General features: G+C 62.3%; 11 protein-coding genes and 1 pseudogene. 8 read left to right on the top strand and 4 right to left on the bottom strand.

Annotated elements, in window-relative coordinates; genetic code table 11:
• The first annotated feature begins 450 nt into the window (after window positions 1–450).
• Entirely contained in the window at window positions 451–1008 is a 558-nt protein-coding gene (locus JNK74_15910) for an Hsp20/alpha crystallin family protein (protein MBL7647671.1), read from the top strand.
• A 63-nt stretch (window positions 1009–1071) separates the two neighbouring features.
• Here JNK74_15910 and JNK74_15905 read toward each other — a convergent pair whose 3' ends face one another.
• Window positions 1072–10089 carry a tetratricopeptide repeat protein gene (locus JNK74_15905; protein ID MBL7647670.1) on the bottom strand — a complete coding sequence of 3006 codons (9018 nt, stop codon included), beginning with the start codon at window positions 10087–10089 and terminating at the stop codon, window positions 1072–1074.
• 259 nt (window positions 10090–10348) lie between these two features.
• Between JNK74_15905 and JNK74_15900 the strand changes: the two genes are divergently transcribed.
• The 7 genes from JNK74_15900 to JNK74_15870 all read left to right on the top strand — a co-directional run bounded on the left by JNK74_15900 (window position 10349) and on the right by JNK74_15870 (window position 19830).
• Window positions 10349–12022 carry a CotH kinase family protein gene (locus JNK74_15900; GenBank protein MBL7647669.1) on the top strand — a complete coding sequence of 558 codons (1674 nt, stop codon included), beginning with the start codon at window positions 10349–10351 and terminating at the stop codon, window positions 12020–12022.
• Between the two features lie 287 nt (window positions 12023–12309).
• A complete protein-coding gene (locus tag JNK74_15895; GenBank protein ID MBL7647668.1) occupies window positions 12310–13284 on the top strand; it encodes a hypothetical protein in 975 nt (324 codons plus the stop codon).
• Between the two features lie 201 nt (window positions 13285–13485).
• Window positions 13486–16464 (top strand): PSD1 domain-containing protein, encoded by a 2979-nt coding sequence (locus JNK74_15890; protein ID MBL7647667.1) that lies wholly within the window; start codon window positions 13486–13488, stop codon window positions 16462–16464.
• 137 nt (window positions 16465–16601) lie between these two features.
• A complete protein-coding gene (locus JNK74_15885; protein ID MBL7647666.1) occupies window positions 16602–18017 on the top strand; it encodes a DUF1501 domain-containing protein in 1416 nt (471 codons plus the stop codon).
• Window positions 18018–18065: 48 nt separating this feature from the next.
• Window positions 18066–18335 (top strand): hypothetical protein, encoded by a 270-nt coding sequence (locus JNK74_15880; protein MBL7647665.1) that lies wholly within the window; start codon window positions 18066–18068, stop codon window positions 18333–18335.
• Window positions 18336–18337: 2 nt separating this feature from the next.
• Complete coding sequence (locus JNK74_15875) at window positions 18338–18838, top strand: hypothetical protein (protein MBL7647664.1); 501 nt, start codon at window positions 18338–18340, stop codon at window positions 18836–18838.
• Window positions 18839–18972: 134 nt separating this feature from the next.
• Window positions 18973–19830, top strand: a complete 858-nt coding sequence (locus JNK74_15870) for a ThuA domain-containing protein (GenBank protein MBL7647663.1) — start codon at window positions 18973–18975, stop codon at window positions 19828–19830.
• 4 nt (window positions 19831–19834) lie between these two features.
• On the opposite strand, the gene JNK74_15865 is transcribed toward JNK74_15870, so the two are convergent.
• From JNK74_15865 to JNK74_15855, 3 genes and pseudogenes are all read right to left on the bottom strand, one after another.
• Window positions 19835–20845 (bottom strand): phytase, encoded by a 1011-nt coding sequence (locus JNK74_15865; protein ID MBL7647662.1) that lies wholly within the window; start codon window positions 20843–20845, stop codon window positions 19835–19837.
• A gap of 122 nt (window positions 20846–20967) precedes the next feature.
• Window positions 20968–21906, bottom strand: coding sequence for a hypothetical protein (locus tag JNK74_15860; protein ID MBL7647661.1), 939 nt, complete (start codon window positions 21904–21906; stop codon window positions 20968–20970).
• Window positions 21907–21963: 57 nt separating this feature from the next.
• A pseudogene (locus JNK74_15855) lies at window positions 21964–22047 on the bottom strand (prepilin-type N-terminal cleavage/methylation domain-containing protein).
• Window positions 22048–22342 lie beyond the last annotated feature (295 nt).

Here is a 22342-nt window from a genome sequence, read left to right as displayed (position 1 = left end):
GTGGGGCCTACTGAAAACAACAAAACAGCAAACACTACCCAAGTGGACAGTATTTACAGAAACTATTTGACACTACCCCCCTGTGGAACACAAGCTTGCTGCGAACGGGCACAGGCGCCTCCAAAAGCTTCTCTTTTTCTCCGTGCCTCCGTGTCTCCGTGGTCCAAGTTCTAGTTGCGGCCGGAGGCTGCTCCAAGTCCATTCGTCGTTAGATCGATTTCTGGATTCAGACGGCTGGCGTGTTGCTTCGTTTGGAAATGAATCAGTCGCGTTCGATTCTGAAGCAGTAAACGCATTGTGGGGCTGGCTGCACAATCGAAAGCGCCCGGAAACCGATGGTTTATTGGGCAATCGCGTTGGCACGGTATTTGATAGTTAAAAAACGGAGCCGGAAATTACGCCGGGCCAAACTGACAACCGAAGGAAAGGAAAAGAAAAGGAGATTTCACCATGGAACTCAAGCAACTTGCTCCCTGGAACTGGTTCAAGTCTGAACAGGAGAATGGGTCTCGTCCACTCCCGGTGACGCGGGGTGGCTCCGCGAATGCCTATCCAGCGCCCCTTGCCCGGTTCCACGAGGAATTCGACCAACTCTTCGATAATCTGCTTCAGGGTTTTCCCTATGCCCCATCCCCGCTTTGGAACACCCTTCGTGTCCCCGACACTACTGCGTGGCTGAAGCCGTCCGTCGACATCGCCGCCACCGATAAGTCGTACACGATTTCGGCGGAATTACCCGGTGTGGACGAGAACCAGATCGAGGTACAAATCACGGGCGACACGCTGGTAATCCGGGGAAAGAAGGAGCAGAAAAAAGAAGAGAAGAAGGATCACTACTACTGCGTGGAGCGCTCCTACGGCTCTTTCGAGCGCCGCCTCTCCCTGCCGGAGGACGCCGATGCGGAAGGCATCCAGGCGGCCTGTAAGAAAGGCGTGCTCACGCTTACGGTGCCCCGCCGCGCCGCCGCCGCGCTACCCACAAAGCAGATCGACGTCAAAGTCGCCTGATCTCCCATCGCCCCACTCCGCCGCGGCCGCGCGGGCGCAACTGCTGCGCCCGGCGGCCCGGCTTCATTGTTGGGCAGTCCGCACGTCGTTCCTCCCTTCATCCCGCGCGGGAAGGGAGGGCATGACCACGCGCAGGCCCTCGGCGCCGGAGACTATGGCCAGAGAAAAAACGCCGGAGTTCACTTCCTGGCCGTGACGGCAACGAACGAAGACCCAGTTGATACCCTGTTTCAATGCAACTTCAACCCGATCCGTATCCAGGAGATTCAAGCGGCCCGAGCGGTTGGAATAGACTTCGCCCTCATTCACCCAGAGCCGGATTTGATCACTGCTTCCGATCGCCAGTGTTACGGTTCGTACGTCTGGACTTTCCAACTTCACGAGAAATTCGCTTGCGCCCCGGGTGCCCCAGGAACCCGAGAAGCCGCCGGACATTCGTCCCACCAGCAGCGAGGGATAAGAATCGCCTTCTTCCAGTGCGCGCCATTCCCGAGATGGGGGAAGGGGAACGTCCTCACCTCGCAGCAATGCGGATACTTCTCCGTCCAGATCCCGGGCCATCTCTGACCAATCGTTCGTTTCGGCAATGTCCGAGGACGCCCAGGACGTGATCAGATTACCCAAAAGCCGCACTTCGGCCTCGCGCGCGGCGGGAACCCCAAGGCTCGCGGGATCGAGGGCGGGAACCGGTAACCCATGTCGCGACGCAAGGGCGGCGCGAAGGGCCGCCAAATCCCCTACGCCGGGTTGCTCCGGGCTTGCCTGAATCTTCGCCACGATGAGAGGCTCTACGGTTTCATAGGGCAATTCGCTGAAATATGAGGCAATTTCCTGCCAGGCCTCCGAACGCATGGGCAGCGGCGCGGGGAGGAGGCGCGAGAATAGCTCAAGCGCCCCGGCCGGGTCCCCCGCCTTCCGCTTGAAGGATATCTGCGTCAGGAGCGCACGATCCTGTACTTCATCGCCATAATCACCTCCGGCCAATCGCTCCAGGCACTTAATCGCCAACGCGTCTTCTCCCTGCGCGCGGAACAGATCCGCCAGTCGGAACAAGTGGGGCGACTGGGCGCCCGGTGCATCGGCAAACGCCGTGAGTGCGGCGAGCCCCGCGGCCTTGTCGGGGCCATACCAGGCTTTGAACGCCGCCACATAGGTCGCCATGGCGTCGGTGGGCGCCAGCTCGGCAACGCGGTCGAAGAGCGCATCCCGCATTGCCGGGTCCTCAAGTTCCTCCGCGCGATAGAGTCCATAGGCCGGATCGTGGGTCAGTATTTCTGGATTGGTGCGGGAAAGCTCGATGAGCATTCCGGCCGCTTCACTGCGCGCTTCCAGGTTGTACAATGCATCCACCAGCACTCGATCCGAATGCCGAGAGGTGCGCGGGTGTTTCGCCGCCGCCACCAGCACCGCGACGGCCTGATCGCGCTGGCCCGACTCCCTCAGCACGAGACTGAAATTCTCGGCGTCGTCGCGATGCGCAATCGAGCTTGAATCGATACGGGTGAGCAAGGCGTCCCGCAGGCGCCCGGCCGTATCTGGATTCACGTTGCGTGTCATGCTGAGCAAGACATGATTCACGAAAGCGTTGGACTTCAGCGAGTCCGTGCCGAGCAGGGTCTGCCAGGTTGCCGACTTTTCCAGTTGCGTTCCGAGCTTCGATACGAGGCCCTCCTGACCATTCGCATTGAGATCGTGATACACGGACTCCAGCGATGCGACCATGGCTTCGATCTGCCCTGTGCCCTCCAGCGCCCGGGCACGGAGCAGGGCGACATCCACGGCCCAGCCGCCTTCCGTGCCGGCGTCGCCCAGCACTTCAAGGGCTTCGGCAAAGCAGGACTTGTCGAGAAGGACCCGCGCGAACTCCGTATTGACCGGCTCCCCCGCCTCCCGCCACGCCGCCATGGCCTCGGCGGGCTTTCCCGCCAGGGCAAGACACTCGGCGAGCTTCACCCGCACGTTGCGGTAGTCCGGTTGCCGCACCAGCAGTGCGGCCAGATCGGCCGCCGCCTTCTCGGGTGCGTTGGCCGCACGATACGCCTGCGCACGCTGCTGGAGCAGCTCGGAGTCGCTTTCCGAGAGCGTCACGGCATCCAGCAGGGCAATGGCTTCCTGTGCCTTCCCGTTGTTGGCGAGCTCCCGAGCCGCTTCGATGCGCGCCTGGGGTGTGGCTTCCGGAGTGGCGGCCACCGCCTCGGCCTCGGAGGATGCCGCGGGCGCCGCTACCGGTTTCTCCAGCGTCTCCTGTCGCAGATCCTGGGGCAACAGGTCCTTCGCTCGCTCTATCAGCTCCTGAAACATCCGCTCGTCGCGGTAGTCGCCGAGTAGCTCCAGAGCGGCGGGCCAGCGGCCCCGGTTGATCTCCCACCAGGCCAGTACAAAGCGATCGGTTTTGGAAAGTACCGGCTGCTTGCGGATCGCGTCGATATAGCCATCCACCACCGAAGCGGGCACAACATGGTTGCAGAAGTCGCCCAGCGCACGCAGCTCCTGGGCGAGTTGGTAACCGGCGGGATCGTGGCCCGCCTCGCGACGAAGCACGCCGCGCAACAATTCTTTCCACGCGGCCTCCGTGTTGCCGCTGGCCAGCAGGGCGCCCATGACGCCTCGTGATCGAAGTTCCTGAAAAACGGTGTCGCGGACCTCCTCGGGCCACTGGGCATATTGTTGTCCCGCTTCGGCATGAAATCCCCTGACGATCAGGAACTGAAGGTAGCGCGCCTGGATGTATCTGTCGTTGGACTGCTCCATCAGTGCTTTCAAAGTAGCGCGCGCGCCGACCACGTCGCCCCGCTCCGCGTCGAACTCGGCGAAGCCCGCCCTGAGCCGACTGTGCTGCCCCGGCTCCGAGTTCGCCAGAACCTCCTCGCGAAAGGCCGCCAACTCACCGCGACGGCCTGTTTCTATCAAGGCCTGGCTCGCCTCACGGACTACGTTTTCGTAAGGATTGGGGCGGCGGGCCCGGTTCAGCGCGAACTCGCGCCACGCATCGATATTGCCCGACTCCCGAAGCATGCCGCTGAAGCGATCGCCAAAATCCTTGTCAAATTCGGTGTCCCCAAGTAGCTTCTCATATATCGCTATTGCCCCCGCGAGGTCGCCGGACTTCTGCAGGGTATCGGCATAGAGGGCCTGAAGCTCGCGGTTCTCCGGAAAGCGCGCCGCTATCGGCTCGATCCGGCGCCGCGCAAGGCCCGGCAGATTTTCCAGGTCGCCCGCGTATCGCCGGGCCAGATCCGCCGTGGTCTTCGTTTCGGTAGAAAAGATCTCGGAATCGATCAGGCTCTCGTAGCGGCCCCGCGCTTCGTTGAGCCGGATGATCGATTCGGCCAGTTCGTGCCGCGCCGGGTCGGAGGCGGGTATTGAGGTGAATACCTCCTTGAAGTAGGGCACTACCACTTCGTCAGCGCCCGCCTCGGAAAGAGCGCGGATGGCCTGATCGTGACCAAAATTCCCGCCATGCTGCTCCGCGAATTTCTTCCAGGTCTGGAGGGACTTCTCCGGTTCCCCGGCGCGAAGATAGAGCATGGCCAGGCGCTGGTAGTCGGTCTGCCCCGCGACCTTGCCCACCGACTCCAGATACTGGATGGCCGCCGCGAGATCGCCCCGGGCCTCGGCAAGCCCCGCCAGGAGCGTGCTGACCTGCTGATCCGCGTTTGCGGTGGCAATGCTCTTCAGTAGTTGCTCGGCCTCCGCCGCGCGCCCCTCGTGGCGCGCGATAAGAGCCGCCAGAATTTTCAGCGAACGCGCGGTGTACTCGTCCGCGTGCGTGGCCGCCGCGATGGCCTTCAACTCCTCCAGCCGGCCCGCCTCGGCAATGCGCTGGATAATTTCGGGGGTGCGGCCCGTGTCCACCTGAATTCCGGCCTGGGGTGATGTCGGTTGGTAAAGCTTCAGATATTCGGCGGCCGCTTCGCTCTTGTTTCCCGCCTGCCAGTAGTAGTCACCTATCTGAAAAGTCAGCCAGACATTCTGCGGCTCGATGCGCAACGCGCGCTGGAGCAATTCCGCCGCCTGGAGGTATTCCCGCTCCTGGCCGAGTTGCTGCGCCAGTTCCTGGAGTTCGTTGACGGTGCGCGCCTCGCGCTTTACCCGCTGCTCGAGGGCAGCGAGTTCTTCCTTCTTCCCCAAATCCTTGTAGAGCCGCCGGATTTCGCCCGTGATATTCCTGGAAGCCGACGGGCGCGCCGCCACCACCGACTCCAGCACGGCGAGCGCGCCCGCGGGATCGTTGTTCGATTCCAGCAGGCCCGCATAGCGCACTTTCAATTGCACATCGTTGGGACGAAGCTCCAGCAACTTTTCCATTTGCGTCCGGGCCAGATCGTACTGCCGGCTCTCCATGTAGAGCCCGATCAGGGACTCGCGCAGCGTGACGGACGTGGGCTGACCCTCCAAACGCGACTCGAAGTCGGTGATGAGTTCCTGCTCGCGACCGGCCTCTCGGTAGGCGTTCCAGAGCGTTTCAAGCCCGTACAGCCCCTGGGTCTGGAGCGACATCGCATTCATCGTGTATTGAAAGTTCTGGCCGCGCCCCCGGACTGCGCCCTGCTTTTCATAGGCCTCGCGGGCATAGGCTATGGCCTCGTCGTAGCGATGCTCCGCGGCGCTGGAGCGCGACAACTGGATCAGGATGCCCGCATCGCGCGAACGGGCCAGCTCCTCCTCCAGCAGCGCCCGAGCCTCGGCGCGGGCGCCGCCGTTCTCCAGCGTCCTCACCACCTGGCTCAAGTGATTGGCCCGCATCCCCACGTTACCGCGGACCGTCCCGCCGATTGGGGTATCGGGCAGGGCGCGATAGAGCGCGGGAAGGGCCGCGATATCTTCCTGCGCCAGAGCGAGCTGGAGCCGCGCGCGTGCGACCTCGCCCGCCAACGCGGGATTCGATGTTTCAATTTCGGTATAGCCGCCGAGCATTTCATCAAATCGCCCCTGCTCGTCCAGCAGGAATAGGCGGAAATTCTGGAGGAGGAAGTCCCCCGGACGCCGGGCAAGCAGGGCCTCGACCGCCTGAACGGCTTCGCTGTCGCGCTCGGTATTGCGAAGGCACGCCACATAGAAGTAGGCAAAGTTGGAAGCTTCCTGCCGCGCTTCGTCGCTCTCCGCCGTCGCGTACTTCTCGGCCTCGGCGCGAAGGCGCTCGATGACCGGTGCGAACTCCTCGGGAGTCGAAGTCAGGCGGTAGGCCTCGTTCAGCGCCTGAGCCCGCTGATGATCCGTCACGGGGAAGTTATATCCCTGAAGCATGGAAATATTGCCGCCCGACTGGCGACCGCGCCGGGAACCCTGGGGCATGTAGAGCGGCGTTGGAAAGTTCCGTTGCGCTTGGAACATGTTGGGGACCGCCTCAGCGGTCGGGGCAAACACCGCCTCGATGTACAAATCCCGTGCGCCGGCGGCGTCGCCGCGCTCCTGACGCAGGCGCGCGCGTCCCGTGAGGGCGGCGTTGAGAAAGCGGGGGTCAAGTTCGGCGGCCTTCTGGTAGAGTTGATCGGCCGTTTCCTGGTTCTCGGCCCGCTGAAATGAAGCGGCGACTTGCAGGTAAATCTGGGCCTTCTCGGGCGCTTCCGCGGTCAACTCGGCCAGCACCGCCTCGGCCTCCCCATAGCGCTCGCTCTCCGCCAGCAATCGAATATGCATGAGCCGCGCCTGGCCCGCGAGGTTCGTGTCGGGCTGCTGTGACATTTCCTTCGCCATGGCGATTGCTTCATCCCTTCGCTGAAGCTGCTGGAGGTAACCGAAGATGCGCCAGCGAAGCGACAGATCTTCCGGCTGGAGCGCGGACAGTTCGCGGGCGGCTTCCAGGGCAAGCTCCGGCTGCTCGGACGCCTCGCAGACCAGAAGATAGTCGCGTCGCGCGTCGATATTCTCGGGTTGCGCTTCGATACGCTTACGGTAAGTATCGACCATGGACTCGGTTTCGTCGAGCTGGCGGGATAGATGGACCATGGTCTGCACGACCTGCTGGCGCACATCGTTGAAGCTCTGGCCGTAGCCCCGGGAACGATAACCGCCAAAGCCGCCCCGCGAACGATAAGGCCTGCTGAAGCCCATATTCATATTCATATTCATATTCATATTCATATTCATGTTCATGTTCATGTTCATGTTCATGTTTATATTCATGTTCATGTTCATCGACATCCCTCCCTGGAAGGCAGGGAACGACGGGAAATTCGCGGGCGGCCGAGCGGTGGCGGGCGGCTGGGTCCCGTTGGTCTGGGGCGCTTCTGGACGTTCGCCAATGTCCAGGATCTTCTTCAACTGCTCCAGTCCCTTGTCGATCTCGTTGAAGCCGATCAATTGCTGGGCATAATCGAAGCGAAGATTGTGATCGTAAGGGTCAATCTCCAGAGCGCGCTCCGTTCGGGCGTTCGCTTCGTCATAGAGTCCATAGGCCTCCAACTGGCGGGCCACTTGTAACTGCACGGCGGCGTCATCGGGGTTCTCACGGGTGATGCGCTCCCACACGGTGATGGCGTCATCCATCCGCCCGACCTGGGCATAGGCGCCGGCCAGCCGATCAAGATCCTGGGGCGTGGGCTGGGCCGACCGCGCCAGAAGCTCTTCGTAGACCGCCAGCACCTTCTGGTGATCGCCGGCCTGATAGGCCTCGGTCATCACGAGGCGCAGGACCGCGTCGCGATCCTCGACCTCGCCCCGGGCCCGCTCCAGGGTCTCCATGGCCCCCCGAAGATCTCCGGCGGCGCGATACACGGCGGCCAGCTCCTGATAGGCCGCCAGGCTCTTGGGCGCGGCGCTGACCCGGCGCTGGAACTCCGAGAGCAGCACATCGCGCTGGCCATTGCGCACATACACCGTGGCCAGCCGGTTCACCGCGTCGAGCCGCGTGTTATCGTCCGTGGCGGTTTCCAGCATCTTCCGGTAGATTTCCTGGGCCTCGCCCAAGCTGCCGAACTGCTGCAGGGCGTCGCCAAACTCGCGATAGTAGGCCGACTGGGCGCCGTCGAGCTGGACGAGGTTCCGGTACTGCTGGAGGCCCTTTTCGGGCTCGCCGTTGCGAAGGTACGCCTGGGCGAGCGCCGTGCGGGCTTCGGGGCTGGAGGGGGAAAGTTCCACCAGCTTTTCGGCGGATCGGATCGCCTCCTGGGGTCGGCCCGAGGTACCATAAAGTGCGAGCAGGTCGCGCAAGTAGGCCTGGGAACGTTCCGCGTCTTTCGACATCAGCCCCTCGATCGCTTCAATCGCCTTCTCGGTCTGCCGGTTCTCCTTATAGGCCCCGGCGAGCAGTCGCTGAAACTCGATACGCGCGGGATCGATGGCGACGCATTCCTCATACAACTTCACCACACCGGGTCGGTTGCCCAGGCGGGCGTAGAGCCGGGCCAGCTTGAGACGGGCCGTCGTGTCCCCCGGGGCCCGCACGATGGCCTCTTCCCAGGCCTTGCGCTGCTGATCCAGTGTTCCGAGGGCCTCGTAGGCATCAAGAAGCCCCCGCTCGCCCTCGTTTTTCAGGTACTCGCTCGTGTCCTGCTCCGCCAGACGCGTGTACTGCGCCACGGCCCCGGCGTGATCTTCGCGCGCCGTGAGCAGCCGGGCGTAGGCCAGGACATGGTCGAGATTGTCGGGCTCCAGTGCCATTGCCCGGGAATAGAGCGCCTCGGCCTCGGCTTTGAACTCTTTCGACAGCAGTATCGCGGCGATCTCCGCCACTTCTCCGGCGGGCGTATCTTCCGGAGCCGCGGCCGCCTGCCACGCCGCGAGGGCCGCCTCTTCCTCGCCCATGTCGTACTTCAGACTCGCCAGGCGCAGGCGCCACTCGCGATCCGGCCGAAGGGCCAGGGCCGCCTCGTAGGCCGCCGCCGCTTCGGGAAAAAACTCGCTCCGCTCCAGCCATTCGGCGAGCTGAGCGTGATTGCCGGCCACGCTCCCGTCGCCGACCACGCGGCGCCAGGTCTCCAGGGCCTTCTCGGGCGCTTTGTGTTCCAGCCAGGCCTCGCCCAGCCGCCGCACATAGTCCGGCTCCGCGGGATACTGCGCGATGAGCGCCTCAAAGGTCGCCGCGACTTCGTCCATTCGATCGGCCCGATGGTAGAGACTGATGAGCATCTCCAAGGCCGACACGCGCCCCGGCGCGCGCGCAATGATGTCCTTGAGCAGTGTTTCAGCCTTGGCCGTATCTTCGTGACGCAGGGCAACATCGGCCAATAGCTCGGAAAGGGAGAGATCCGTGGGATCCTGGGCGATGCGGGCTTCGAGGTAGGCCGAGAGCCCTTCCAGGTCGCCCCGGGACTCATAGACCCCCACGAGTCGACCTTTCAGATCCTCATGGAGCCAGTTCCCCGGTGCGGCGAGGGCCAGCCCCTGCTCGAAGGCCGCAATGGCCCCCGCATGGTCATCTTTCGCGAGGAGGGACTGGCCGATGGCGCGCCAGGCGTGGCACTGGCGATAGGGGTCCTTCGACGCAGCCGCGATGATACGTTGCCGGGCGGCAATGGCTTCGTCCCACATGCGATTTTCTTCATAGATCTCGGCTAATTCCTGAAGCGCAAAGAGATCGTTCGGATTCAGCGCTGCTATGCGCTCCCAGACGGCGGCGGCTTCGGCGCGCTTCCCCGAGCGAAGATAGACGCTGCCCAGCATGCGGCAGATTTCGGAGCGCTGCTCGGGGCTTTCCGTGGCGTCCAGCGCGGTGCCCAGCAGGGCAATCGCGTCGTCGTCCTTGCCCGTTTCATAGTAAAGCCGCCCCAGGAGTGCATTGAAGGCGGGGCTGGCCTCGCCCAGTTCACGGGCCTTGGAAAGCGCCTCGACCGCCTCACCGGACTTGAACTGGCGCGCCAGGATACGGCCGCGGAGCACGAGACCACCGGTGGTCTCCGTCTGCCCCTCGGCGGGCGCCAGTTTCTTGAGCCACCCGTCTACGCCCTCGCCGAGCATATAACTCTCGTAAACCCGGTCAAAGGCCGCATCCTGCAGCGGGTCCCGCTGGAGCACCTGCTCATAGCGTTCACGAATCAACCGGTCCCGCTCTTCCAGGACGACCGCCCCCGCTCCTTCTTCCTGCGCCCCCACGGGCGCGGCCGCCAGAATAAGGAAAATAACCGCATACAACGTTCTCATGCCCAGCTCTCCTCATCGAATTGAAACCATGTGCTATCTACTATATACGACAATGGCCGGAAAAAGTTCGACGGATTTCCCGGTCGCGCACCCGCCTCTTGGATTCCTGGATGGGCTCGTGTACACTCAGTAGCCATGGTGTTGCCGCAATGTGAAAAGCCTGGCGGACAGGGGTGGCTTGGCGGCGACACGGGCGACACAGCCCCCAGGCTGATCGCGCTGGATGCAGGCAGGGATAACTTACCTTCAGGGAGGTATCATGAATCTGTTAGCGAATCGTTACGTTTGTCTGGCCGCGACCTTTATGGGGCTGGGACTGGTCCTAAGCGCCTGCAATGGTAAGGCCAATTTCTTCCGCTTCCAATTGATCAACCAGACCCCCTACGCCATCACCTATTTCACGGTGGCGGATTCCGAGGCGGGTCTCGATACGGCGGCGAATGTGCTCGGCGAGGCGCTGCCCGGCAATGCCGTGGGCGACGCGAACGTGGACGGCCCCGGTGAATACTGGCTCCGCGCAACCGCCGACGTGGACGGCACCCCCGTGACCCGCACCCGCGGTCCGCTGACAATGACGAACAACAACGTGGGCTGGGCCTGGCGCCTGGAAGATGGAGAGGTGGTCGAGGGTACCGATGCCGCCAGCCTCTACGCCCAGAGCGAGCTGCCGATTGTCATTATCGACACGGATGGCCAGGACATCTTAGACGACCCGAAGATCACCGCGACCATGCACATCATCGAGGGCGCCGAGGGGGAGAACGTGGCACCCGATCCGGATTCGGCCACCTTTACCAGCCCCATCGGCATCGAGACCCGCGGCAACTCGTCCCAGACCTTTCCGAAGAAATCCTGGGGCCTGGAATTGTGGGATGAGACCGGCGAAGGCGTGGATGCCGAGCTTCTGGGCATGCCCGAAGAGGAAGACTGGGTACTCTATGGCCCCTGGATGGACCGAAGCCTGATCCGCAATGTGCTGGGTTACGGCCTCTGGGCGGACCTGGGTTACTACGCGCCCCGCACACGCTTCTGCGAGGTCTACCTGCGGACGGATCCGGAAGTACCGGTTGTCGAGTCCTACGAAGGCATCTACGTGCTCACGGAACGGATCAAGCGCGATGGCGACCGCGTGGACATTTCCCGCCTCGAACCGGAGGACTCACACGCCCCGGAGATCACCGGTGGATACCTGCTGGAAATCATGGAACCCAGCCGCCTGGATCCGGACGAAGTGGGCCTGCCCATCGCGGATGGCTTCGTGGCGAGCCTGGTCTATCCCGATCCCGACGACATAACCGATCTGCAGCAGCGCTGGATTCAGGGCCATCTTGCGGCCTTTGAGCAGGCCCTCTTCAGCGGCACCTTCACCAATCCCCAGTCCGGTTACGCGAAGTACATTGACGAGGATTCTTTCATCGACTACATGCTCTTCCAGGAGTACTTCAAGAACCGGGACGCTTTCCACTCCAGCACGTACGTGTACAAAGACCGCGACGATGTGCTGCACCTGGGCCCCATGTGGGATCTGAATATCGCCATGGGCTATTTCAGCTTCCAGGGACTCGAGGGAACGGAAGATTTCATCCTTACGAAGGAGGGCGGACCAATTTCGCGAAGCGCCTGGCCACGGCGGCTGCTGCGCGATCCCGCCTTCAAAGAACGGTATATCGCCCGCTGGAATGAACTGCGCGACGGTATATTCGACACGGCGACGATGAACGCGCGCATCGACGGCATCGTGGCGGAAGTCGGCACCGCTCAGGCGCGCCAGTTCCTCCGCTGGAAGACGCTCGGCTACACCCTGTTTCCCGATATCCGATACTTGATGTTTGCCGGTCCCCACCCCGATTCTTACCAGGGCGAAATTCAGTACCTCAAGGACTGGCTGCAAGAACGGGCGGAGTGGATTGACGCAAATATAGACGAATTGTAGTTGACAGTTGACAGTTGACAGTTGACAGTTGACAGTTGACAGTTGACAGTTGACAGTTGACAGTTGACAGTTGACAGTTGAAAGTTGACAGTTGACAGTTGATAACGAAAAGATTGTGCCCGTGGCGCTCCCTGGAGCCCACGGGCTTTTGGTAGATCAATCTCACAAGTCCCATAAGACCCATAAGTCCCATAAGTCCCATAAGTCCCATAAGTCCCATAAGTCCCATAAGTCCCACAAGTCCCATAAGACCCATAAGACCCATAAGTCCCACAAGGATTCGCCCGATGCGCCTGAGTCACCACCCTTTCTTCACCTTCGCCATGGCCCTGACCGCCCTCGCCACCGCCACGGCCCACGGGGAGGATACCTCCACCATCGGCCCCGCCTGGGAATGCATCACACCTGCGGCCGCTTTCAGCCCGCGTGATACGGCCGAGGGGGTGGTGTATCAGGGCAAGCTCTGGTTGAGCAATGGCTACTACCAGGGCAACATTCTATCGCGCGACCTCTGGACCTCCGAGGACGGTGTAACGTGGACCGAGGTCAACCATGCCACGCCCTATGATGGCTACAGCGAGATGGTCGTCTACCGGGACCTCCTCTGGGCGGTAAAGGGCAGCGTCTGGAACTCCAGGGATGGTGTCACGTGGACGCAGGTGCTGGACAAAACGCCCTTCGGCGTTCGAGGTTATGGCGAGCTCGTGGTGTATCGCGATTCCCTGTGGCAATTGGGCAGCGGGTCGGACGTGTGGCGTTCGACCGATGGCGCGCAGTGGACCGAGGTAATCGCGGAGGCCCCCTACGGCAAGCGCGAAGCGGCGGCGGTCACGGTGTTCAGGGACAAGCTCTGGCTGATGGGCGGAAAGACGCCCGGCGCAAATACGCCGAAAGAGAAGGGCTACCCCGAGACTACCACGCATAACGACGTATGGCGTTCCGCCGACGGCGTGACCTGGGAGCGCATCTCGGAGCACGCCCCCTGGGCCCCGCGTCAGTGGTTCATCGCCGAGGTCTACCGGGACCGCCTGTGGATCGTCGGCGGCTATGACAACGTAAACGGCGCGAACTTCGACGATGTGTGGTACACGGAGGATGGCGTGACCTGGCACCGCTACGAAGCCACGACGGTCTTCTCCACACGCCACGAACCCACGACGTATGTGTATCAAGACCGTCTCTGGGTCGTCGCGGGAAACACCTGGCCCGTGCTGAACGACGTGTGGCGGCTCACGCTGCCGGAAGGATGGCCGAGCAAGTAGGGTCGCCACGCCGCTCAATGTTGTAGCGCGACCTGACGTTTCCAGGTGTATTGAGTTGAGGGATGCGTACGGAGACCGGCGGGCCTGTCCTGTGGTGTGCCGGGCGACCCCGGCTCAACGGTTGGCGCTCCCGCCCGGCCTTCGCTATACTGCCTTGGTAGGTTGCAGATCACGCTTGCTGTTCAGGAGGTCCGTTCCGGCGTGTTTCGATTCGCTGTCCATACTACTACCGCCGCGCTGGTCGCCTTTGGAAGCGCCTCCGCTTTCGCCGCGCCCGACTTCGCCACGGAGATTCGCCCGATCCTGGAGCGGAGTTGCTTCGCGTGCCACGGACCGGAACGGCAGAAGAGCGGCTATCGTCTGGATGTGCGGGATCTGGCTTTGCGGGGCGGTGACAGCGGAAAGCCCGCCATCGTGGCGCACGACAGCGCAAGCAGCCCCCTCATTCAATACATCAGTGGCGGCGACCCGGAAAAGGTCATGCCGCCGGAAAAGAGCGATGCGCAGCGCCTGACGCCGGAGGAAGTGGCGCTCTTCCGCGCCTGGATCGACGCGGGGCCCGCCTGGCCCGATGAACTGGCGGGCGCACTGGAGGAACAAGCGCCCCACTGGTCGCTGGAGCCCCTCGTCGCACCGCCCGTACCAACGGACACAAGGAATGCTATCGACGCCTTCATCCAGGCGAAACTCGCGGAAAAGGGCGTCTTACCTTCACCCGAAGCCGATCGCAAGACCCTGATCCGCAGGGTGTATTACGATCTGACGGGCCTGCCCCCGACACCGGAGGCCGTGGACGCGTTCTGCGCCGACCCGAACCCGCTGGCCTATGAAGACCTGGTGGACCGCCTCCTCGCTTCCCCGCGGTATGGGGAGCGATGGGCCCGACACTGGCTCGACACGATCCACTTCGCCGACTCTCACGGTTACGAACACGACGTCGCTCGTGACAACGCCTGGCCCTATCGCGACTATGTAATTCAGTCTTTCAATCGCGATACCCCTTGGCCGCGCATGATCCGCGAACAACTTGCGGCGGACTATTTTTACCCCGATGAACCGGAGCTCACCCCGGCCCTGGGCTATCTCGGCGCGGGAACGTTTGACTTCAGTACTTATGTCACCGCCGTGGTCACCTTTGACTATCTCGACCGCGACGACCTCGTCACCCAGACCATGTCGTCTTTCGTGAGCACGACGGCCAACTGCGCGCGCTGCCACAATCACAAATTCGACCCGATCCCGCAGCAGGACTACTATGCGCTTCAGGCCGTCTTCTCCGGCGTGGTCAAGGGTGACCTGGCCTATGACGGAGAACGCGCAGTAAAGGCGGAGCGGGCGCGCTGGTCCGGGCTCATCGTGGCGGCGGACCATCGCGATGCGGCGACGCTTCTGAAAGCGGAGAATGCCCCGCTGGTGGACGAGTGGCTCGCGCGACGGGGCGACGGCGCCATCTGGACACCCCTCGACGTGGACACCTTCCTCTCCACCGAGGGCGCGACGCTCACGCGGGGTGAGGACAAAATCATCGTGGCCAGCGGCAGCCGTCCGGACAAGGACACCTATACCCTCTCCGCCGGAAGCACCCTGCCTGAGATCAGTGCGCTGCGCTTGGATGTCTTTCCCAACGACGCCCTGCCCATGAAGGGCCCTGGACGCCAGGGGAACGGCAACTTCCACCTGAGCGAGTTCGAGGTGCGCGTCTTCGAGCCCGGTGTCGCCGAGCCGGTGAAACTGGAGTTCAACCGGGCTACGGCCGATTTCAACCAGAGTGACTGGGGCGTCGAAAAATCCATCGACGGTAATGCCGGCACGGCCTGGGGTATCCACCCCGAGGTGGGCATGGCACACCATGCGGTCTTTGAATTGAAGACTCCCCTCGCGATGAAGCCCGGCGCTCGCCTTTCCATCACCATGAAGCACCTGCACGGCGACCGCCATGTCATCGGGGCTTTTCGCCTTTCCGCAGCCAGCGACACCGCCGATCGCGTTGCGGCGCTGCCCGCGAGCACCCTGGCGGCTCAGTCAATAGACGAGGCCGTGCGCAGCGAGTCGCAGCACGTTGATCGGGCCGCACCAGTACTCCGTTATGTCGCGGAACATGCACTGGCCCAGCTTCCCGCGCAGCAGCGGATCTATACGGCGGCGCGCAGTGTGGACATACCCGATGGTGCGGCCACCGTGAAGATGGCCAGTCTCTCGGAGCCCAAAGAAGTGCACCGGATGGAACGGGGCGACTTCAGCAAACCCCAGGAAATCGTGGAGCCCGGCGCGCTCTCGGCCCTGGCCACCCTGCCCGCGCGCTTCCCGCTGAAAGAACCCAAAAACGAGGCCGAGCGCCGCGCCGCGCTGGCCGACTGGATCGCGAGCCCCGAGAACGTGCTGACCTGGCGCAGCATCGTCAATCGCGTTTGGCACTATCACATCGGGCGCGGCCTCTGCGATACACCGAGCGACCTGGGGCGCATGGGCGGCGCGCCCTCGCATCCCGAGCTTATCGATTGGCTCGCAGTTTGGTTTCGCGATGAAGCCCACGGCTCCCTGAAGGCACTGCACCGCCTGATTATGACCAGCGACACGTATCGCCAGTCCTCCGCCCACCGCGAAGAGGCCGCCGCGCTGGATGCGGACAATCGCTTGCTCTGGCGACAGAACCGGCACCGTCTTGATGCGGACGCCTTTCGCGACTACACCCTCGCCGCAACGGGCATGCTCGACTTGACCATGGGCGGGCCGGGCGTGAGAAACTTTACCGAGGCGCCTGGCCCCCAGCTTACCCCGGTACTGGACTACCAGGCCTACGATTGGAACAGCGCGGGCGCAAATCGCCGCAGCATTTACCGCTTTGTCTGGCGCGGCATCGCCGATCCTTTCATGGAAGCCCTGGACTTCCCCGATCTCGGCCTGCTGTCGCCCCAGCGCGGCTTCTCCGCATCGTCGCTCCAGGCCCTGTCGCTGTATAACAATAATTTCGTGCTGCACCACAGCGCGACGCTCGCGGAACGGCTCCAGGCCGAGGCCACCGATTTGGATGGGCAGGTCTTGCGTGCCACGCGCCTGCTGTGGTTCAGAGATCCGAACCCGGAAGAGTTGGCGGCCTTTCGCGACTTTGCAAGCGAATATGGACTGCCGGCCCTGTGCCGGGTGTTGTTGAATAGCAACGAGTTTTTGTTTGTGGATTGAGAGAATGTACAACGTGTCACAGGAACAGCAGACTCTTCAGAGATGGCCGAATTTCATTTCCTGCCGTCCCTGCTGTCGCTGAAGTCCCTGCAATATGGAGCGTGCACTTGCGTGCACCGCGGGAATCCAGTCCCATGATGAAAAACGCGCAACACCCTCTGCTGAATCGCCGCGACTTCCTGTTGCAGGCGGGCGGCGGCTTTGCGGGGCTGGCGCTGGCCCAGATGCTGGCGGGTGACGCCGCCGCGTCGGTCCCCACACCTTTTCACCATCCGCCGCGGGTCAATCGCGTGATTCAGCTTTTCATGACCGGCGGGGCGAGCCCCATGGACCTCTTCGACTACAAGCCGGAGCTGGAACGCCTCCACGGTCAGATGCTGGGACCCAAGGAGAAGCCCGATGGCTTCGTGGCCCCCGCCGGCGCCATCATGAAAAGTCCCTTCGCATTCAAACAGCACGGCCAGAGCGGACGCTGGGTGAGCGAGGTCTTCCCTGAGCAGGCGAAGCTCGTGGACGAGATGGCCTTTCTCATGGCCATGACCACAAAGACGAATGTTCACGGCCCAGGCACCTATATGATGAATTCGGGCTTCCTGCTGCCGGGCTTCCCCTGCCTGGGATCATGGATCTCCTATGCCCTCGGCAGCATCACGGAGAATCTGCCTTCCTTTGTGGTGCTGCCCGATGGAAAGGGCCTGCCCTACAACCAGAAGGGCTGCTTTTCTTCCGGTTTCCTTCCCGCGGTGCATCAGGGCACGGTCATCAACGCGGCGGCGACCCAGCCGGTGCCGGATCTTTTCGCAGGCGGCAACTATCCCTTCGCCAACAGCGACGCCGATGCCTCCGGCCTCGCCTTGCTTGACACCATCAACCGCGCCCACGCGGCCGCTCACCCGGGCGATTCGCGGCTCGACGCGCGCATTGCGAGCTATGAACTCGCCGCGAAGATGCAGCTCTCCGCGCCGGAAGCCTTCGATGTGATGCGCGAGCCGGACTATGTGCGCCGGGCCTACGGCATGGAGGACAAAGTTACCGAAGACTTTGGCCGCCGCTGCCTCCTGGCCACGCGGCTCATTGAGCGGGGCGTGCGCTTCGTGCAGGTATGGAGCGGGCCCCAGGGCGCCGTGGCCAACTGGGACAACCACGGCAGCATCATCTCGGAACTTCCCCCCATGGCCGCGAGCGTGGACAAACCCATAGCGGCGCTCTTGCGCGATCTCAAGTCACGGGGGCTCGACGAAGACACGCTGGTCATCTGGACCACGGAATTCGGGCGCACACCCTTTGCCCAGTCGGGCACAGGCCGCGATCACAACGGCGGCACCTTTGTGACCTGGCTTTGGGGCGCGGGAATCAAAGGCGGGGTGTCCTACGGCCAGAGCGACGACTGGGCCTACAAGACGGCCGCGAATGAGACGTACTGCTACGATTTGCATGCCACGGTGCTGCACCTGCTGGGCATCGACCACCTCAAACTAAGCGTGCGCAAGGACGGTATCGACCGGCGGTTGACCGATGTACATGGACACGTGGTGCGGGAAATATTGGCCTGAGGGAACGGTGCAGGTTTGGTATACTGATGGAAAAGGAGGTAGAGAACGATGTTGGACGAGAACGAAGTCAAGACTCGTCTTGAACGAGAGGCGATTCCGAATGTGGACCACTTTGACGTATCCGTCGGGCCCGACCATACGGGCGTGGAGTGCGCGTTCATCTATGTTGTAGTCCCGGATACCATCGCCGATCTCGATGATTTTTCCCCGTACACGCAGCCAATCGATGACCGAATCTTCGAGATATTCAAGCAGGATTTCCCGGGGGTCTGGCCGCATGTGAACTTTCGAAGTGTCTCCGAGGCGGCCGCGTTGTAACCATGGCCTTGCACGACGAACTTCTGGAACTGTCCTTCGCGCTTTCGGGTTCCACGAAACAGGCGTACCGGCGAAGATCCGTTTCAAGCGCCTACTACGCCCTGTTCCATCGATTGGCTCATGAGTCATCCTCCCTTTTCTTCCCCGAGCCACCCGATGCGCTTCTACATGCGGCCACCACCCGAGCACTTGACCACAAGACGATGTCCAACGTATGCCAGGGCTTCGCCGGACTGTCCGTTCTCAAGGGTCAGATTCAACAGTTGCTCGGCTCGACCGAGATTCCCGAGGATTTGCGGAGCGTCTCTCGCCTTTTCTTCGAACTCCAAGTGGCGCGCCATCGGGCGGACTACGATATACGCGCCGTGTTTACTCCTACAGAGGCCAAGAAATACTGCCTCGGGACCAAGCGGGCATTCACAGAACTGGACAGGTGCCGCGCTGAACCTGTCTACCGGCTCTTCCTCGGATGCCTGCTATTCGCCAACTCCTGGCGCAGCTAACCCGGCGATTCTGGTCCCCCCCTCCAATTCGACATCCCCCACCCGCCTGCGCTAGGCTGTCCGCCGCTACTATTCCGCGCCCGCCCTGTCACACGGGTGCGTCAACGCAACGGTTTTCATCTGGAGGAGCATTCATGTCCCGCACGTATCGTTTCTTTGTCCAATCCATCGCGGCTTCCGCAGCGTTACTGCTGGGCGCGGGTCTCGCCACCGCCGCGGAGAAAAGCCCCGCCCCGCTGCGCGCCCTGCTTATCGCCGGCGGCTGCTGCCACGACTACGCCGCGCAGAAGGACATCGTCAAGAAGGGCCTGGAAGACCGTGCCAACGTGGTCGTGGATGTGGTCTACTCCGAAGATACCAGCACGGCGCCACCCCTGGCGATCTACGGCAACCCCGACTATGCCAAGGGCTACGACGTGGTCATTCACGACGAGTGCTCCGCGGATGTGAAAGACCTCGCCGTGGTTGAGGGCGTGCTCGCCCCGCACCGCGCGGGAATCCCCGCGGTGAACCTCCACTGCGCCATGCACAGCTACCGCACCGCGCCCAACGTGAAAGAGCCCGTGACGGCGGGAACGCCCGAGTCCCTCTGGTTCGACTTCCTGGGCCTTCAGTCCTCCGGCCACGGCAAGCAATTGCCCATCGCCATTGTCGTCGCCGACGCGGAACATCCCGTGATGAAAGGCCTTGCGGACTGGACCACCATCAACGAAGAGCTGTACAACAACATTGTGGTGCGCGACAAGACCAAGGTGTTGGCCCGCGGCAGCCAGGAGCCAAACGACCGCCCCGGATTTACCGAAGCGGCCGTGGTGTGGACCAGTGAATATGGCGACAAGAAGACCCGCGTGTTCTCCACCACCATCGGGCACAACAACGACACCGTGGCCGATGCCCGCTATCTCGATCTGGTGACGCGCGGTCTCCTGTGGGCCTGCGGCAAGCTGGATGAATCCGGCGCGGTCGCACCGGGCTACGAAGCGAAGCCCTGACCCCTTATTCCAGCGGCAGACCCAACTGCCGCAGATCACAAATCTCAATTGCGAAGGGCGGCGTCGCGCCATTGTGCAGGGCGAAGACGCCGCCCGGAAAATTTTCCCCCAGGTTGGCTGGGCACACATCGATCCCGTCGGTGTCCGTCGCGCCTTCTACGCTGAAAGACTTTACAAAGGTGCTGGCGTCGTCGAGCTTGTAGATGTTATAGCGGCTGTTGCCCTGGCTCGACGCGATGAGGTAACGATAGTCGCCCGCGCCGTGGAGCAGTGTGAGCCCCTCCACATCCGCCGTCAGTCCGTTCGTGCCCACGGGATGGACCAGTTCGCCCTTTACTTCCGCATCGGGCTCCGCGCCCGCGCGCCAGATACCCACCTTCTCTTCGCCGATGTAGAGCGTGCCCGTGCGATCATCCGCCACACAACCTTCGCTCTCGGTAATCGGCCAGCTCCGCACTTTCGCGCCCGTCACCTTGCCTTCGGCGTTCACCGCGAGTTCGTACTGCTCCACTTCGCCGCCGGTATCGTTGGGAACGGTGATGGCGTAAAACTTGCCCGACTTCGCGCTGTGATAGAGCGTCATGCCGTAGTTCATACCGGTTTGAATCGCGCCATCATCAATGCGCGAGAGCTTTCGGGTCTCTGAGTCGATGGCGTAGACGTGAACCTTAAGTTCATTGCGTTCGTTAAAGGCCACGATGCTCGTTTTCTTGCCCTTGAGGTCGAAGCCGTCGCGCAGATCGATGTTGCCCGGCTTGCCCACCCCCTCGATTATCTGAATCGCCTTCCCGTTCATATCATAGACAAACAAGATACCCGCGTGTTTATCCGACGTGATGATGGCGCTCAGCGCCGGGTCGGTCGGGTGGACCCAGATGCACATATCGTCCTGATCCACCACCTTGGTATGGGTCAGTACGAGATCGGGCTTCACGACGAGATCGGGGGCCGGCGCAGCCGCCAGCGCCGCGAGACAAGCGAAAAGGGCCATACCCCCATTCAATATCACGTTCATTTCAATTCTCCATTGAAGTCAGAGACGGTCGATGCCGCCAGATACGAAACCGCCGTGCCGCGCGTCCGACCTTCGGCGGATCGCGCGGCACGGAACAGTTTACACCCACGTCCGATCCCCGATCAGTCGTCCCACGTCGAATAGTTGAAGCCGATGGCGGCGGCCAGCTTGCTCGTCGGGATCTGGCCGTCATTGCTGCCGTACTTGGAGAAGGCCACGTGGCCGTCCATGTAAAGGATGTTGCAGCCGCCTGGAATGTGGTTGAAAGAATCTGCGCCTTCTTCCTTGAACCAGCCCGCGGGCGGGGGAACCAGCGCGCCGGTGCCAATGTTATCCCACATCACCGGCGTCGTGCTCTGCGCCTTGGCCGAGCCTCCGGGATTGTTGATGTCGGTGATGAGGAAGCGCTCCACACCCTCGCGGAGGCGCAGGATCGTGCTGCCGCCGGCATTGCCGATCACGTTGATATTAATGCCGGTGAAATCCGCCACATGGGCCGCCACCTGCGCGGCGGGCCAGCTCCCCACGTTGATGTCCTTCTCCAGATTGTCGTAGAAGGACTGAAGCGTCGTCCCAAAGCCCGCGTCGAGCCAGTCGCCGATGCCGCCCTCGAGGTTCATCATGCCATAGTCCGACTTGCCCATGGTGATGGTCACGAGCGTGCCGAACTGATCCACGGAATCGATGACCCAGGGCCAGTAGGTATAGCTCGCGTCTTCCAGCGCGCCGGGCGCCACGGTGCCGTAAAGGGGGTGACTCGTGGGCAGATTGCCTTCCGCCCCTTCGCACCAGATTCCCGGCGGGTTCGTGGAGCAGTCGGTGTACTCTTCAACACTTTCGCTATCCGATGGGCAGAATACAATCTTCAGATCGGTGAGATACTCCGGGTAGAGCTCCACGCCCGAGGGCACGTTCTGCGCATCCAGATCCCAGTCCGTAAAGGGAACCGTTCCCGAGGGATCATCACGATACTCCTTTGCCTCCAGATTCTCCTGAAGCCCCAGCCGCGGGAAGCGCTGGCCTTTGGATTCGTTGGCATACATCTTGAGCACGAGACCCATCTGCTTCAGGTTGTTCTGACAGCTCGCGCGGCGGGCCGCCTCGCGTGCGCGGGCCAGCGCGGGAAGCAGGATGGCCGCCAGGATGCCGATGATGGCGATCACCACCAGCAGTTCGATCAGGGTGAAACCACGTTTGCGCATTTTCATTTCTCCGATTTTTGTTCCGAGGGGGGATCTATACGATGCCACTGTTCGGGGTGCAGCCAACACCCGGTACATGGTCATTGTGGCCCGCCGCTGTTTCGGAAGAATGAGTCCGCGCTTAGTTTTTGGCGAAGTTATTGTTAGAAAAGCGCGAACCCCGGCCCACAACCCCCATCCCGCCCTCCCCTCATCGTTTTCTAGCAGATGACTGAAGCACACCTAACAGAGACCGACTATGCTGTGCGCCATTGTCATGTCATATGCACTCCAACAAACAAGAGTCTCACCAAGA

It is taken from the genome of Candidatus Hydrogenedentota bacterium, assembly GCA_016791475.1.
In the GTDB taxonomy this organism is placed as follows: domain Bacteria; phylum Hydrogenedentota; class Hydrogenedentia; order Hydrogenedentales; family JAEUWI01; genus JAEUWI01.
Note: the sequence above shows the minus strand (reverse complement) of the source record. Positions and strands in the feature narration are given on the sequence as shown.

What these genes read in the sequence shown, in the direction of transcription:
- JNK74_15910 (MBL7647671.1), top strand. Translation starts at nt 451, where the DNA reads ATGGAACTCAAGCAACTTGCTCCCTGGAACTGGTTCAAGTCTGAACAG.
- JNK74_15905 (MBL7647670.1), bottom strand. Translation starts at nt 10,089, where the DNA reads ATGAGAACGTTGTATGCGGTTATTTTCCTTATTCTGGCGGCCGCGCCC.
- JNK74_15900 (MBL7647669.1), top strand. Translation starts at nt 10,349, where the DNA reads ATGAATCTGTTAGCGAATCGTTACGTTTGTCTGGCCGCGACCTTTATG.
- JNK74_15895 (MBL7647668.1), top strand. Translation starts at nt 12,310, where the DNA reads ATGCGCCTGAGTCACCACCCTTTCTTCACCTTCGCCATGGCCCTGACC.
- JNK74_15885 (MBL7647666.1), top strand. Translation starts at nt 16,602, where the DNA reads ATGAAAAACGCGCAACACCCTCTGCTGAATCGCCGCGACTTCCTGTTG.
- JNK74_15880 (MBL7647665.1), top strand. Translation starts at nt 18,066, where the DNA reads ATGTTGGACGAGAACGAAGTCAAGACTCGTCTTGAACGAGAGGCGATT.
- JNK74_15875 (MBL7647664.1), top strand. Translation starts at nt 18,338, where the DNA reads ATGGCCTTGCACGACGAACTTCTGGAACTGTCCTTCGCGCTTTCGGGT.
- JNK74_15870 (MBL7647663.1), top strand. Translation starts at nt 18,973, where the DNA reads ATGTCCCGCACGTATCGTTTCTTTGTCCAATCCATCGCGGCTTCCGCA.
- JNK74_15865 (MBL7647662.1), bottom strand. Translation starts at nt 20,845, where the DNA reads ATGAACGTGATATTGAATGGGGGTATGGCCCTTTTCGCTTGTCTCGCG.
- JNK74_15860 (MBL7647661.1), bottom strand. Translation starts at nt 21,906, where the DNA reads ATGGGTCTCGTGCTCAAGATGTATGCCAACGAATCCAAAGGCCAGCGC.